The sequence below is a fragment of the Micromonospora sp. RTBAU3-60 genome (genome assembly GCF_054963695.1).
In genome coordinates this window covers 37,220-51,807 of sequence record NZ_JBUEGB010000027.1, presented here as the reverse complement: position 1 = coordinate 51,807, position 14,588 = coordinate 37,220, and the positions used below count along the sequence as shown (strand labels likewise).

14 protein-coding genes are annotated in these 14,588 nt (G+C 73.6%); 1 reads left to right on the top strand and 13 read right to left on the bottom strand.

Annotated features, from left to right (window positions below; genetic code table 11):
- Positions 1-166 precede the first annotated feature (166 nt).
- On the top strand, positions 167-655 hold the full coding sequence (gene bldD, locus ACY34I_RS24175; protein ID WP_013285505.1) for a transcriptional regulator BldD: 489 nt from the start codon (positions 167-169) through the stop codon (positions 653-655).
- A gap of 74 nt (positions 656-729) precedes the next feature.
- Here the strand turns inward: bldD and nusB are convergent, their stop codons facing one another.
- From nusB to ACY34I_RS24110, 13 genes are all read right to left on the bottom strand, one after another.
- The gene (nusB, locus tag ACY34I_RS24170; RefSeq protein WP_187413655.1) at positions 730-1,140 is read right to left on the bottom strand and encodes a transcription antitermination factor NusB; all 411 of its coding nucleotides are present in this window, start codon (positions 1,138-1,140) and stop codon (positions 730-732) included.
- A gap of 23 nt (positions 1,141-1,163) precedes the next feature.
- Positions 1,164-1,721, bottom strand: a complete 558-nt coding sequence (efp, locus tag ACY34I_RS24165; protein ID WP_462757327.1) for an elongation factor P — start codon at positions 1,719-1,721, stop codon at positions 1,164-1,166.
- 670 nt (positions 1,722-2,391) lie between these two features.
- Complete coding sequence (aroQ, locus tag ACY34I_RS24160) at positions 2,392-2,832, bottom strand: type II 3-dehydroquinate dehydratase (RefSeq protein ID WP_462757326.1); 441 nt, start codon at positions 2,830-2,832, stop codon at positions 2,392-2,394.
- On the bottom strand, positions 2,829-3,908 hold the full coding sequence (gene aroB / locus ACY34I_RS24155) for a 3-dehydroquinate synthase (RefSeq protein ID WP_462757325.1): 1,080 nt from the start codon (positions 3,906-3,908) through the stop codon (positions 2,829-2,831). The genes aroQ and aroB overlap by 4 nt, the downstream gene beginning before the upstream one ends.
- Positions 3,905-4,432: a shikimate kinase gene (locus tag ACY34I_RS24150; protein ID WP_148800234.1), complete on the bottom strand. Its 528-nt coding sequence runs from the start codon at positions 4,430-4,432 to the stop codon at positions 3,905-3,907. Before ACY34I_RS24150 ends, aroB begins: the two co-directional genes overlap by 4 nt.
- Positions 4,429-5,607, bottom strand: coding sequence for a chorismate synthase (gene aroC, locus ACY34I_RS24145; RefSeq protein ID WP_462757324.1), 1,179 nt, complete (start codon positions 5,605-5,607; stop codon positions 4,429-4,431). The genes ACY34I_RS24150 and aroC overlap by 4 nt, the downstream gene beginning before the upstream one ends.
- Before the next feature lie 88 nt (positions 5,608-5,695).
- Complete coding sequence (locus tag ACY34I_RS24140) at positions 5,696-6,508, bottom strand: shikimate dehydrogenase (RefSeq protein ID WP_462757323.1); 813 nt, start codon at positions 6,506-6,508, stop codon at positions 5,696-5,698.
- Positions 6,505-7,725, bottom strand: coding sequence for an endolytic transglycosylase MltG (gene mltG, locus ACY34I_RS24135; protein WP_462757322.1), 1,221 nt, complete (start codon positions 7,723-7,725; stop codon positions 6,505-6,507). Before mltG ends, ACY34I_RS24140 begins: the two co-directional genes overlap by 4 nt.
- Positions 7,722-8,183 carry a Holliday junction resolvase RuvX gene (gene ruvX, locus ACY34I_RS24130; protein WP_148800225.1) on the bottom strand — a complete coding sequence of 154 codons (462 nt, stop codon included), beginning with the start codon at positions 8,181-8,183 and terminating at the stop codon, positions 7,722-7,724. Before ruvX ends, mltG begins: the two co-directional genes overlap by 4 nt.
- Positions 8,184-8,257: 74 nt before the next feature.
- The gene (alaS, locus tag ACY34I_RS24125; protein ID WP_148800223.1) at positions 8,258-10,936 is read right to left on the bottom strand and encodes an alanine--tRNA ligase; all 2,679 of its coding nucleotides are present in this window, start codon (positions 10,934-10,936) and stop codon (positions 8,258-8,260) included.
- The gene (locus tag ACY34I_RS24120; protein ID WP_073835241.1) at positions 10,933-11,238 is read right to left on the bottom strand and encodes a hypothetical protein; all 306 of its coding nucleotides are present in this window, start codon (positions 11,236-11,238) and stop codon (positions 10,933-10,935) included. The genes alaS and ACY34I_RS24120 overlap by 4 nt, the downstream gene beginning before the upstream one ends.
- Positions 11,239-11,262: 24 nt before the next feature.
- On the bottom strand, positions 11,263-11,724 hold the full coding sequence (locus ACY34I_RS24115) for a DUF948 domain-containing protein (protein WP_148800221.1): 462 nt from the start codon (positions 11,722-11,724) through the stop codon (positions 11,263-11,265).
- 145 nt (positions 11,725-11,869) lie between these two features.
- On the bottom strand, positions 11,870-12,499 hold the full coding sequence (locus ACY34I_RS24110) for a hypothetical protein (RefSeq protein ID WP_462757355.1): 630 nt from the start codon (positions 12,497-12,499) through the stop codon (positions 11,870-11,872).
- Positions 12,500-14,588: the final 2,089 nt, after the last annotated feature.

Below are 14,588 nucleotides of genomic sequence, written 5' to 3'. Positions count from 1 at the left end.
GCCGTCGCCGGCACTGACCCCCTGGTCAGCCCGGTGAAATGGGGACAAGTCCCCCGGCTGCCCCAACGGTAACGTCACGACCACTTGACCCCGTGTCGCAATCCCCGTACCGTCACGCTCCGTAGCGATAGCTGGGAGAACCCCGAGCAGCACTGGGAGTGTCCGAATGCCCTCTGAATACGCCAAGTCGCTGGGCGCCCGCCTGCGCTCCATCCGCCAGCAGCAGGGCCTGTCCCTGCAGGGTGTGGAGGAGAAGTCGAACGGGCGGTGGAAGGCTGTGGTGGTCGGCTCGTACGAGCGTGGCGACCGCGCCGTCACCGTGTCCCGCCTGGCGGAGCTGGCCGACTTCTACCGCGTTCCCGTCTCGGAGCTGCTGCCCGACGGCAGCGGGGTGCGCCACGAGCCCACCAGCAAGATCGTCCTGGACCTGGAGCGGCTCTACGACGAGGCCTCCGAGGACCTCGCGTACGTCGCCCGGTACGCCCGCGCCATCCAGCAGCAGCGCGGCGACTACAACGGCCGGGTGCTCTCCATCCGCGCCGACGACCTGCGGGCCCTCGCAATCGTCTACGACGCCTCGCCGTCGGGCCTGATCGAGCGGCTCACCGAGCACGGTGTGCTGGTCGCCGACCCGCGCGCCTTCTTCGCGTCCTGACCGCTGTCGCCACGATTGAGGGCCCGTGCCGTCCGGCACGGGCCCTCAATCGTCGTCGCTGGTGATGCCGCCGGTCAGCGGGTGGCGTACTCGGCGATCCGGCCGAGGATGCCGTTGAGGAAGCGCGGCGAGTCGTCGGTCGACATCTGCCGGGCCAGCTCGACGGCCTCGCTGATCGCCACCGCGTCGTCGATCTCGTCGACGTAGAGCAGCTCGTAGACCGCGATCCGGGCGAGGTTGCGGTCGACCACCGGCATCCGGTCCAGCGTCCAGCCCTCGGCGTAGCTGGCGATCAGCTCGTCGATCCGGTCGAGGTGGGCGGCGACGCCCTCGACCAAGCCAACCGCGTAGCCCAGGTGCTCGGGGCGGGGCTTCTCGATCCGCTCGATGTAGCCGGCCAGCACCTCGACCGGCGGCCGGTCCCGCAGGTCGGCCTCGAAGAGCACGTCCAGCGCCCGCTTGCGCGCCTTGCGGCGCGCCGGCATCTGCTGCTTGGGACCCTCGGCCATCAGGCGCGGCCGAGGTAACGGCCGTCGCGGGTGTCGACCTTGATCTTCTCGCCGGTGGTGATGAAGAGCGGCACCTGGACCGTCGCGCCGGTCTCGACGGTGGCCGGCTTGTTGCCGCCGGTCGACCGGTCGCCCTGCAGGCCCGGCTCGGTGTAGGTGACCTCGAGCACGACCGAGGTCGGCAGCTCGATGTACAGCGGCACGCTCTCGTGGGTGGCGACGGTCGCCTCGGCCTCCGGGAGGAGGTAGTTGGCCGCCTCGCCGACGGTGCCGCCGGGGACGGTGATCTGGTCGAACGTCTCCAGGTCCATGAAGACGTAGTCCTCGCCGTCGGCGTAGAGGTACTGCATGGTGCGCTTGTCAACGGTGGCGGTGTCGACCTTGGTACCCGCGTTGAAGGTCTTGTCGACCACCTTGCCGGACAGCACGTTCTTCAGCGTGGTACGCACGAAGGCACCACCCTTACCGGGCTTGACGTGCTGGAACTCGACGACGGACCACAGCTCGCCGTCGAGGTTGAGTACCAGGCCGTTCTTGAGGTCGTTGGTGGTGGCCATTTCCTGCCTTGATCATCAATTGGCGGACAGACCTAAGAATTCTACTAGGGCCTGTTTCATAAGGCTCGCCCGAGCGAGCCGAGGCCCAGGCGGCGTCCGGCAAGGCGGAGGTTCGTCCGGATACCGGTGTTGTATCCGGACGAACCGACAACGCCGCTGGGCGTCGCCTGGGTCCGGCGCAGGCGGGCACGGTCTTATGAAAACAGGCCCTAGCTGTGTCGAACCGGGTCCGCCGCGCCTGCGCGGGGCCGGCGCGGGGCCGGCCCGCCGACCGGCCGAACGTGCCGAACATCACTCAGCGCAAGCAACCGAGGTGCCGCCGACACCTCCCCCGCGCCGCCTTTGCTCTGCAGCCATCGGCGCAGCAGGCACCCACCGTGACGGGCCCAGCCGACCGGCCACCTCGGGCCGGGCCAGGTCTTCGCAGCTCAACCAGGTGTTGCGTGGATGGCTGCAGAGCAAAGGGCGGCGACCACCCGGTGCCGGCGCGGCAGACCCTACAACGGAGCGTGACGAAGGCGGCGAACACGGAGAGTCACCGGGCGCACGTGCCCGGGGCAGGCCCCAGACGCCGGCCCGGGCGGTGGTGGCGCCGACGCCGGGGCGGCTCGGACGAGGACCGGAACCGCACGACCGGACCGGACCGCACGAGCGGACCAGACCCGGGCGGTCAGGCGTCGGCGGCCAGCCGGGTGGCCAGGTGGCGCAGGGCGAGCCGGTAACCGTCCACGCCCAGGCCGCAGATCACCCCGGTCGCCACCGCGGAGACCACCGAGTGGTGCCGGAACTCCTCCCGGGCGTGGATGTTGGAGATGTGCACCTCCACCAGGGGGCCGCGGAGCATCGCGCAGGCGTCCCGGACCGCGATCGAGTAGTGCGACCAGGCGGCCGGGTTGAGCACCACCGCAGCCTGATCGTCGGCCGCCTCGTGCAGCCAGCCCAGCAACTCGTGCTCGGCGTCGGTCTGCCGGACCACCACGTCCAGCCCCAACTCCCGGCCGGTGTCCACGCACATGGCGACCAGGTCGGCGTAGCTGGTGACGCCGTACACGTCGACCTGGCGGGTGCCCAGCCGCCCCAGGTTCGGCCCGTTGAGCACGTACACCCTCATGAGCTGATCTCCCGGTAGGCGGCGTGCAGCAACTCGTCGTCGGGGCCCTCGAGGATCGCCGGGCGGGCCAGGCCGTCGAGCACCACGAAACGCAGGGTGTTGCCCCGGGCCTTCTTGTCCACCCGCATGGTGGCCAGCAGCCGCTGCCAGGCGTCGGCCCGGTAGGTGGTGGGCAGGCCGAGCAGGCCCAGCACGGCGCGGTGCCGCTCGGCGGTGGCCGGGTCCAGCCGGCCGGCGAGCCGGGCCAGCGTGGCCGCGTAGACGAGCCCCACCGCGACGGCGTGACCGTGCCGCCAGCGGTAGCCCTCGACCTTCTCGATCGCGTGGGCCAGGGTGTGCCCGTAGTTGAGCACCTCGCGTACCCCGGACTCGCGCAGGTCCCCGGAGACCACGTCCGCCTTGACCCGGATCGCCCGCTCGATCAGCTCCCGGGCCACCGGCCCGGTCGGGTCGAGCGCGGCGGCCGGGTCCCGCTCGACCAGGTCGAGGATCACCGGGTCGGCGATGAAGCCGCACTTCACCACCTCGGCCATCCCGGCGGCCAGGTCGACCGGCGGCAGGCTGTCCAGGGTCGCCAGGTCGCAGATCACCCCGGCGGGCGGGTGGAAGGCGCCGACCAGGTTCTTGCCGGTCGCGGTGTTGATCCCGGTCTTGCCGCCCACGGCGGCGTCGACCATGCCGAGCAGGGAGGTCGCCACCGGCACCCAGCGCACCCCGCGCAGCCAGCAGGCCGCGACGAAGCCGGCCAGGTCGGTGACGGCGCCGCCGCCCACTCCCACCACGGCGTCGGTACGGGTGAACCCAGCCTCCCCGAGCCGGTCCCAGCAGGCGGCGGCCACGTCGATGTGCTTGCCCGCCTCGGCGTCCGGCACCTCGATCAGCAGCGGCGCGACGCCGGCCGCTCGCACCTGCTCCGCGATCCGCTCGGCCAGGCCCTTCAGCGGGGGCGCGTGCAGGAAGGCCACCCGCTCCGCACCGGGCAGCAGGCGCGGCGGCGGGTCGAGCAGGTCACGTCCCACGAGCACGTCGTACGGCCGCTCGCCGCCGACCGCGATCCGGGTCACCTCGTCCGTCACCGCGCCGCCCGCCCGTCGGCCGTGAGCAGGGCGGCGAGCTCGTCGGCGATCTCCTCCGGGGTACGCCCGTCGGTGACCACGGTGGCGGTCGCCACCTCGGCGTAGAGCGGCCGGCGTTGCTCCATCAGGTGTTTCAGGGTGGCCCGCGGGTTGAGCGCCAGCAGCGGCCGGCCGGCCCCCAGGCCGACCCGCTTCACCGCGTCGGGCAGCTCCACCGACAGGTGCACGACGGTGTGCCCGATCAGCGCGGCGCGGTTGTCCTCGGCGAGGACCGCGCCGCCGCCGAGGGCGAGCACCCCGGGATGCGAGGCCAGCGCCGCCGCCACCGCCGCCCGTTCGAGGGTACGGAAGTGGGCCTCCCCCTCGTCGACGAAGATCTCCGGGATCGGCTTGCCGGCGAGCTGCTCGATGTCGGTGTCGGTGTCCCGGAACGCCACGCCCAGCGCGGCGGCGAGCGCCAACCCGACCGTGGTCTTGCCGGAGCCGGGCGCCCCGACCAGCACGCAGACCGGCCGGGTGCTCATTTGATCACCAACGCGTCGAGGTATCCGGCCAGGTTGCGGCGCATCTCGGCGACCGAGTCGCCGCCGAACTTCTCCACCGCGGCCTCGGCGAGCACCAGGGCCACCATGGCCTCGGCCACCACCGCCGCGGCCGGCACCGCGCAGACGTCGGAGCGCTGGTTGATCGCCGTGGCCGGCTCGCCGGTGGCGACGTCGACCGTGGACAGTGCCCGGTTGAGCGACGAGATCGGCTTCATCGCGGCCTTCACCCGCAGCGGTTCACCGGTGGTGATGCCGCCCTCCAGGCCGCCGGCCCGGTCGGTCACCCGGCGTACCCCGGCGGCGGTGGGCAGGATCTCGTCGTGCGCCTCCGAGCCGCGCGAGCGCGCCTGCTGCCAGCCGTCGCCGATCTCCACGCCCTTGATGGCCTGGATGGACATCAGCGCGGTGGCCAGCCGGGCGTCGAGCTTCCGGTCCCACTGGACGTGACTGCCCAGGCCCGGCGGCACCCCGTACGCGAGCACCTCCACCACGCCGCCCAGGGTGTCGGCGTCCTTCTTCGCGGCGTCGACCTCGGCGACCATCCGGGCGCTGGCCTCCGGGTCGAGGCAGCGCAGCGGGTCGGCGTCGATCCGCGCGGCGTCCTCCGGGGTCGGGCGCAGGCCGGGCTTCACGGCGACCGGACCCAGCTCCACCACGTGGGAGACGATCTCGACCCCGAGCGCCTGCTTCACCAGGGCCTTGGCGACCGTGCCCACGGCGACCCGGGCGGCGGTCTCCCGGGCGCTGGCGCGCTCCAGGATCGGCCGGGCGTCGACGTGGCCGTACTTCTGCATGCCAGCCAGGTCGGCGTGGCCCGGGCGGGGGCGGGTGAGCGGGGCGTTGCGGGCCTGCCCGGCCAGCTCCGCCGGGTCGACCGGGTCGGCGGCCATCACGGTGCGCCACTTCGGCCACTCCGAGTTGCCGACCCGGATCGCCACCGGGCTGCCCAGCGTGACGCCGTGCCGCAGGCCGCCGATGATCTCGACCTCGTCCTGCTCGAACGACATCCGGGCGCCCCGGCCATAGCCGAGCCGGCGCCGGGCCAGCTCACCGGAGATCTCCGCGGTGGTCAGCTCGACGCCGGCGGGCACCCCGTCCAGCATCGCGACGAGGGCGGGTCCGTGGGATTCACCTGCAGTCAGCCAGCGCAACACAGCGGTCAGTCTGTCACGCCCGGTGGCCGCCCCGGTGCTCCGCCCACCGCGTCCCGCCCTGCGGACGCGCCCGTCCGCGCGGCGGGCGTCAGCCGGCGCGGGTGCCGGCCAGCGCGGCGGCCATCGCCTCGCGCGGCGCCGGCACGCCGGTGAACTGCACGAACTGGTCGACCGCCTGGGCCAGCAGCAGGTCCAGGCCGGAGACCACCCGACAGCCGGCCGCGAGCGCGGCCGTGGCGAGCGGGGTGGGCCAGGGATCGTAGAGCGCGTCGAAGAAGACGGACCCCGGCCGCCAGTCGAAATGCCCGGCGAGCGGATCGGCCACCCCCTTCGGCACGGTCGAGATCACCAGGTCGGCGCGGGCGTGTGCCGGGGCGCCGTCCCAGTCGGCGCCGGCGAGGGGCACCCCGACCGCGCCGGCCACCGGGCGCAGCTCGTCGATCGCCTCCGGCCGGCGGGCCACCACGGTCACGTCGGCCGCGCCGATCCGGGCCGCCGCGGCGATCGCCGCCCGGGCGGTGCCGCCCGCGCCGAGCACGGTCACCGTGGCGCCGGCCGCGCAGCCGACGGTGGTGAGCACGTCGACCATCCCGGTGACGTCGGTGTTGTCCGCGTACCAGGTGCCGTCGGATCGGCGTACCAGGGTGTTGGCGGCGCCGACGGCGGCGGCGACCGGCGAGACCTCGTCGGCCACCGCGAGCGCCGCCTCCTTGCCCGGCATGGTCACCGACAGCCCGGCCCACTCCGGGCCCAGGCCGGCGACCAGGCCGGCCAGCTCGTCGGCCGCGCACTCGATCCGGGTGTACGACCACCCGGTGAGCCCGGCCGCCGCGTAGCCGGCCTCGTGGATCACCGGGGAGAGCGAGTGCGCGATCGGCTTGCCGACAACGGCGGCCCTCACGTGCAGTTGCTTCCCGTCAGGACCTTGTTGTCGCACATCTGCTTCTGCAGCTTCCGGAAGTCGGCATCGTTGGAGCCGTAGCCCATCGTGCCCTTCTGGTCCACCGTCATGAAGTAGATCCAGTCCCCGTTCGGCGGCTCCAACGCGCCCTTGAGCGCGCCCTCACCGGGGTTGCTGATCGGGGTGATCGGCAGCCCGGCCACGTTGTGCGTGTTGTACGGGTTCTTCAGGTCGTTGATCTCGCTCTGCAGCAGTTTGTCCGAGTCCTTCGGGTCCTTGCCCTGCAGGCGGAACCAGTAGTTGATGCCGCTGTCGATGCCGAGGCACTTGCAGCCGATCTTGCCGGCGTAGACCCGGTTGTAGATCACCCGGGAGACCTTCGGGAAGTCCTTCGGGTCGACCGCCTCGGCCTGCGCGATGGAGGCGGTGATCAGCGCCTCGTACGGGGAGATCTGGCGTTCCTTCTGCGCCCGGTCGACGAAGTCGAGCTGCTGGGTGACCCGGAGGAACTCGGCCACCATCATTTTCAGGATCTGCTCGGCGGTGGCCTTCGGCGGGATCTCGTAGGTGGACGGGTAGAGGAAGCCCTCGATGCTCTTCGGGCCCTTCTTGCCGTCCTCGCGCTTGAACCAGAAGGCCGGTACGCCCAACTTCTCCGGGTCCTTCGCGGCCTCCTGGAACTCGGCGACCGGGATCTTGGTCTCCTTGGAGAGTTTCGCGTAGATGTTCAGGCTGATCGTGCCCTCGGGGATGGTCACCCCGTTGACCACCCGGCTCTTCGGGTCGAGCAGCAGGATGACCACGTCGGCGGCCTTCATCTGCTTGCGGACCTTGTAGCTGCCGACCTGGATGTTCTTGCTGCGGGAGTTCGCGTCGGCGGCCTCGATGAACGCCTTGGTGCTCTTCACCACCCCGGCGTCGTAGAGGGTGTTGCCGATGTCGGTGAGGGTGTCGCCGGCCTTCACCTGCACGAGCACCTCACCCGAGCCCGGGCCGTCGTAGTCCGGAGTGACGAGGTAGCTGCGGATGCGGTCGAAGCCGACGTACGCGCCGCCGCCGATGCCGCCCAGCAGCACGAGCGCCATCAGGAGGGCGAAGATCGTCTTGCCCCGGCCGCCGCCCGAGCGGCCGTTGCGCTTGCGTACCGCGCTGCGCCGGTGCCGTCCCTTCTCCCCCCTCTCCTGCTCGTCGAACACCAGGTCAAGGTCGTCGATCATTGCGTCCGCCTCCGCTGTGCATCCAGCCAGCTCTGCAGAATCTCCACCGCGGCGGCCTGGTCGACCACCGCCCGTTGGCGCTTACCCCGGACGCCCCGTTCGGCCAGCCTACGACTCGCGACCACGGTCGACATCCTCTCGTCCGTGAGCGTCACCGGAATCGACCCCATTACATCGGCCAATCGGGCAGCGTACGCCGAGACGTTCGTTGCCGCAGGGCCATGCTTTCCGGCGAGGTTGACCGGCAGGCCCACGACGATCTCGACCGCCTCGTGCTCGGCGGCCAGCCGGACCAGCTCGGCCATGTCGGTGGGCACCGCGTCCGGCGCCGCGGTCAGGTCGCGGGCGAGGGTGACCAGCGGCGTGGCCAGGATGCCGTGCGGATCGGAGCGGGCCACCCCCACCCGGACCTGCCCGACGTCGACCCCGAGTCGGACACCGCGGGACAGCTCAGCCATCTACCGGACACCTTCCCGCCGGTACGGGCCAGGGCGGACCGCACGGTCCGCCCTGGCCTCGATCGATGCGACCATCACGCCTCGGCGATCGCCTTCTCCACCGTCTGCAGCAGGTTCGGCGCCTCCGCGGCGGGCAGGCCGCCGCCCTGGGCCAGCTCGTCACTGCCGCCGCCCCGGCCGGAGAAGGCCGCCTTCACCAGCTCCTTCGCGCTCAGGCCCCGGCCCCGGGCGGCCTGGTTGACGGCCACCACCAGGGACGCCTTGCCGTTCGCCCGGGCGGCCACGGCGACCACCGCCGGCCGGGCCGGGTCGATCCGGCCCCGGATCTCCTGGGCCAGCGTGCGCACGTCGTTGACGGCCGCACCCTCGGGCGCCTCGGTGCCCACGTACGCGACGCCCCGCACGTCCCGGGCCTGCCCGGCGAGCGCCGCCGCCCCGCCCAGCACCAGCTGGGCGCGGAGCTTCTCCAGCTCCTTCTCCGCGTCGCGGAGCTGGGTGACGGTCTGCTCCACCCGGTCGGCGACCTGGTCGCCGGGCACCCGGAACAGCTCGGCCAGCCGGGAGACCAGCAGGTGCTCGCGGGCCAGGAAGCCGAACGCGTCCATGCCGACCAGGGCCTCGATCCGGCGCACGCCGGAGCCGACCGACGCCTCGGAGAGGATCTTGACCAGGCCGAGCTGGGCCGAGCGGGCCACGTGCGTGCCGCCGCACAGCTCCCGGGCGTAGTCGCCCACCTCCACGACCCGGACGCGCTCGCCGTACTTCTCGCCGAACAGCGCCATCGCGCCGATCCGGCGCGCCTCCTCCTGCGTGGTGATGAAGGCGTGCACCTCCAGGTCGGCCAGGAGCACCTCGTTGACCTGCTGCTCGACGTCGTGCAGCACGCTCGGCGCCACCCCGGTCGGAGTGTTGAAGTCGAACCGCAGCCGGCCCGGCGCGTTCAGCGAACCCGCCTGGGTGGCCGACTCGCCGAGGAAGTTACGCATGGTCTGGTGCACCAGGTGGGTGGCGGTGTGCGAGCGGGAGATGGCCCGCCGGCGGGACACGTCGATCTCCGCGTACCCGGTCTCGCCGGCGCGCACCTCGCCCCGGACCACCTTGGCCCGGTGCACGATCAACCCCGGCACCGGCTGCTGCACGTCGAAGACCTCGAGCTGGCCGCCGCCGACCGTGATCAGGCCCTGGTCGGGCTGCTGGCCACCGCCCTCGGCGTAGAACGGGGTGGTGTCGAGCACCAGCTCGACGGTGTCCCCCTCGGCCGCCGCGGCGATCTCCGCGCCGCCGGCGAGCAGGGCGCGCACCCGGGACTCCCGGTTCAGCTCGGTGTAGCCGGTGAACTCCACCGGGCCGCCCCCGTCGAGCACCGACCGGTACGCCGACACGTCGGTGTGGCCGGTCTTGCGCGCCTGCGCGTCCGCCTTGGCGCGGTTGCGCTGGTCGGCCATGAGCCGGCGGAAGCCCTCCGCGTCCACCTGGAGGCCCTGCTCCGCCGCGATCTCCAGGGTCAGGTCGATCGGGAAGCCGTACGTGTCGTGCAGCTGGAACGCCTTGTCGCCCGAGATCGCGGCCTGCCCCGCCGACTTGGTCTCCGCGATCGCGGTGTCCAGGATCGTGGTGCCGGCGCGCAGCGTGGCGAGGAAGGCGTCCTCCTCCGCGTACGCGTACTGGGAGATCCGACCGAACTCCGCGGTCAGCTCGGGGTACGACGGGGACATGCAGTCCCGGGCCACCGGGAGCAGCTCCGGCAGCGCCCGGTCCTGGTAGCCGAGGAGACGGACGGCCCGGATGGCCCGGCGCATGATCCGCCGCAGCACGTAGCCGCGCCCCTCGTTGGACGGGGTCACGCCGTCGCCGATCAGCATCAGCGCGGTCCGCACGTGGTCGGCGATCACCCGCAGCCGGACGTCGTCCGGGTGCGACTCGCTGGCCGCGTGGCCGGAGCGTGCGCCGTACCGCTTGCCGGTCAGCTCGGCGGCCTTGTCGAGGATCGGCTTGACCTCGTCGATCTCGTAGAGGTTGTCGACGCCCTGAAGGAGGGACGACATCCGCTCCAGGCCCATGCCGGTGTCGATGTTCTTCGCCGGCAGGTCGCCCAGGATCGGGAAGTCCTCCTTGCCGACGCCGGGACCCCGCTCGAACTGCATGAAGACGAGGTTCCAGAACTCCAGGTAGCGGTCCTCGTCCACCTCCGGGCCGCCCTCCCGCCCGTAGGCGGGGCCCCGGTCGTAGTAGAGCTCCGAGCACGGACCGCACGGGCCGGGGATGCCCATCGACCAGAAGTTGTCCGCCTTGCCGCGCCGCACGATCCGCTCGACCGGCACGCCGGTGCGCCGCCAGATCTCGAACGCCTCGTCGTCGTCCAGGTAGACCGTCGCCCAGATCCGCTCGGGGTCGAGCCCGAAGCCGCCCTGGTCGACCGGCTTGGTGGCCAGGTCCCAGGCGAGCGGGATCGCCCCCTCCTTGAAGTAGTCACCGAAGGAGAAGTTGCCGTTCATCTGGAAGAACGTGCCGTGCCGGCTGGTCTTGCCGACCTCGTCGATGTCCGGGGTACGGATGCACTTCTGCACGCTGACCGCGCGGGAGAACGGCGGGGTCTGCTGACCGAGGAAATAGGGGACGAACTGCACCATGCCGGCGTTGACGAACAGCAGGTTCGGGTCGCTGATGGCGGGCAGCGGAGCGGACGGCACCACGGCATGGCCGTTCGCCTCGAAGTGGGCGAGGTACCGCCGCTTGATCTCCGCCGTCTTCATCGCTGGTGCTCCTCCGGGAAAATCTCTCGGTCGCCGATGCGCGGGTCCTCCCGCAACTCGGCGAACTGGTCGTCATACACCTCGCCGCGGGCGAAGGCCTCGTGGATCTCCTGCTCGCGCTCGGCCATCCCGATCCGGACGTCCTCGACGAAGCCGCGGACCGACTCGACGAGGCTGCCGGCGGATTCGGACAGGCCGCTGGCGATGCCGGCCGGCGTGTACGCCTGCGCGGTGCGGGTCGCCTTGCGGACCACCAGCACGCCCACGGCCAGCCCGATGCCGAGCCAGAACAACCGCTTCATGTCACACCCTCCCGCTCGGCCGGGTCACCGGTTGGCGCGCTTCTCGGCGCGGCGCCGCTGCTTGATGATGTCGCGGGCCTCCCGCTCGTGCTCCGCGTGCCGGCGGGCGGCCGCGGCCCGGCGCACGCCGTAACCGAAGGCGGCCACCTTGACCAGCGGGTTCGCGGCGGCGGCGGAGACCACGGCGGCGAGGTTGGCCACGTTGGCGGTGACGTTCTGCGCGTGGGTGGTCATGGTGTCCACCTTGGCGAGCTGGATGTTGACCCCGTCGAGGGAGGTCTGCACCTGCTCGAGGGCGGTGTTCACGTTCTTCACCGTGCTGTTGACGTCACCGAGCAGCGGCGCGGTGCGGTCGTTGAGGTCGTTGATCATCCGGGTGGCGGCGTCCACGGTGTGCCGCAGCCGCAGGATGGGCAGCGTCAGGATCAACACGAGCATCGCGAAAGCGATCGCCGCGATCAGCGCCGCGACCTCCATAAAACTCACGCCTGTCCTCCTCGACCAGAGTCCCGGGGCCTGACGCCCCGAGACGCCCCACCGTCCCACGCAATCCGCCTCGGCCCGACCCCGCGACCGACCGCATCGCCGGGCCCGCCAGCCCCAGACCCTACCGTCCGTGATGGAGAGCTGCTCACGACGGTGAGGGTGTCAACTCGCCGAGTGGATCGTCGGTGAGCGTCGGGAAGGGATCCTCACCGGTGAGTGACGGATCGGTGCTCGGCTGCGGCCCGGTCCGTTCGTCGTCGATCGCGTTGCGGACCTTCACCGACACCAACGACCCGGTGCACGTCTCCGCTGCGGGCGTGGGCGCGGGAGACGGCGCGGGCGCCCCGTCCACCGGCGGCGGCACACAGGTCGGTTCGCGTACCCAGAGGTCGAGGGTGAGCTCGTCCCGCCGCCAGCAGGTGTAGTTGCCCTTGGCCGGCTGCCCCGGGAGCTGCTCCGGGCAGCGGTCCACCTTCCAGCGCCGCCAGCCGTCCTTGGCCAGCGCCTGCTCGTACGCCTGGGCGGTCTCCTTCGGCGCCTTCTGCGACTCGATGGTCCGTTCCCGCAGCCGGCAGTCCTGCAGGCACCAGCGGCTGCCGCTGACGTTGTCGACGGTCTTCACCGCCGCCCAGGAGGGCACGTCCAGCGCGTCGAGGCTGTCGAAGACCGGGTCACGGCTGAGCGTGCGCACCCCGAAGTAGAGCGGGACCGCACCGAGCAGCACCAGGCTGACCAGCGCGAGGATGCCCATCCGCAGGCGTCGCCGCTCGCGCATCTGGCGGCGTAGCTCGGAGCGGGCACCACGCAGGCCGGCGGTGGGCGCCGCAGCCGGCTCCGCCTCGGCCCGCCGCAGTGCGCCAGCCCCGTCGGCCGGCCCCGGTCGCGGTCCGGCCGGCTCTTGAGGCGGTACGACCGCAGCCGCCCGGGCCACCGCCGGCTCGCCGGCCCGCCCCGGCGCCGGCACGGCCCCGGTCGGGGCAGGCCGGATCGGCTCGGGCGCGGGCGGGTGTGCCCGGCCGGCCGATCGCTCGTCGGGGTCGGCGGGCCGGGTCACGGACGCGGCTGCCCGGGCCACCGCCGCACCGCCGGCCGCTCCGCCCGGCTGCGGCGCGCGCCTGTCGTCCCCCGGCGTACGCGGCGGGACGGGACCGTCCGGCCCCGGTCGGGCCGCGCCCCGGGCCGGGCCGGCGGTCCGCGGGTCACCGGCCGCCGGCCCCGGTCCGGGCCGCTCGGCCTGGGCGGGAGCCGGTCCGCGCCGGCCATCCGTACCGTCGTTCCGGGTCGCCCCCGGGTAACCCGGGCCGCCCGCCTGAGCGGAAGCCGGTCCGGGTCGTCCGCCGTGAGCCGGAGCCGGTCCAGGGGGCGCGGCCGGACCCGGGGCGCCGCGGCCGGCGTCGCCACCGACCGGCAGGCCACCCGTCCGGCCAGGGTCGCCAGTGGACGGGTGCCGCCCGGGCCGCCGCTCCGGATCGCCGCCGGCGGGACTGCCACCGGTCCGCGCCGGATCACCGGAGACGGGGAAACCGCCGGTTCGACCCGGGTCGCCGCCGGTCGGCAGGCCGCCGGTGTGGTCGGGGCCGGTGCCGGTGTGTCGGCCCGGAGTCTGGCCGGCGTCGGTGGATCGGCCGGCCGGACGTGCGGCCCCCCGGACGGGCCCGGACCGGTCCGGCTTGACCGGGGGCACGGCAGTGGCGCCGGCCCGCCCGGTCGCGGTGCGGTCAGGTCCGGCGGCGGGACCCTGCCCCGCCGTCGGCTCGTCCACCGGAGCGGCGGGGCGGCCCACCACCGGCATGGCCGGGTCGGTGCGCTGGACGCGGCCCGCCTGCCGGACCCAGTCGGCGGGTCGATCGGGGCGCTGCGCCGGCGGTTCGTCGGTGCTCTCCGGGGCCGCGCGGCGCGGACCCGTCCGCGGTCCGTCGGCGGTGGACCGGCGTCCGGCCGGCGCCTCCGGGGCGGCCCGGCGACCGGTCGCGCCGGATCCGTCGTCCGGCGCGGCGCGATTTCCGGCCGGCGCGTCGTCCGGAGCCGCCCGCCGACCGGCGGCCGGTCCCCCGGCCCCGGGAGCACCGCGGCGCGGGGCCGGCGTCGACGGGTCGGCCGCGCGACGACCGGTCGAGGTCACGGCATCGTCCGGCGCGGCCCGGCGACCGGCCGACGTGACGGCATCATCCAGCGCGGCCCGACGACCCGTCGACGTGACGGCGTCATCCGGCGCGGCCCGACGACCCGTTGACGTGACGGCGTCATCCGGCGCGGCGCGACGACCCGTCGACGTGACGGGGTTGCCGGGAGCGGCGCTCCGTCCGGCCGGCTTCACTCCCTCGTCGGGTGCGGCCCGACGACCGGTCGACGTGACGGCGCTGTCCGGCGCGGCGCGACGGGCGGCCGGGGCACCCGGGCCGCCCGCCTGGCGGCCAGGGGGAGGAACCTCGGACGGGACGCCCGGCACCGGCGGGGCGTTCCCGCTGCGCGGCACCACGGCGGGCTGGTCCGGTTCGGCGTGGCGGCGGCCGCCGCGCCCGCCGCCCGGTGCGGTGGGGGCGTCCAGCCGCGACATGCCGGCGGTGGCATCGGGTTCTGCCGGGCCCCGGCGCCGACGGGGCTCGGGGGCGCCCGGAGGCGCGGCGCCGGTTGGATCGGCGGCGGGGCGGCCGACACCGGAGGTGGCGGCCGTGGCGCGGGCCGTGGCTCCGCCGGGCCGCCCGGCGTCGGGATCGGCGCCGTCCGGCAGGACGCGACGCCCCCCGCCCGACACGGGCTGGACCGCCGGGTCGACGCCGGCCGCCCGCGGCCCGCCGGGGGACGGGGCGCCGCTCGGTCCGCCGGGACCGTCGGACCCGTGCCGACCGCGCGGAGTCGGGGGA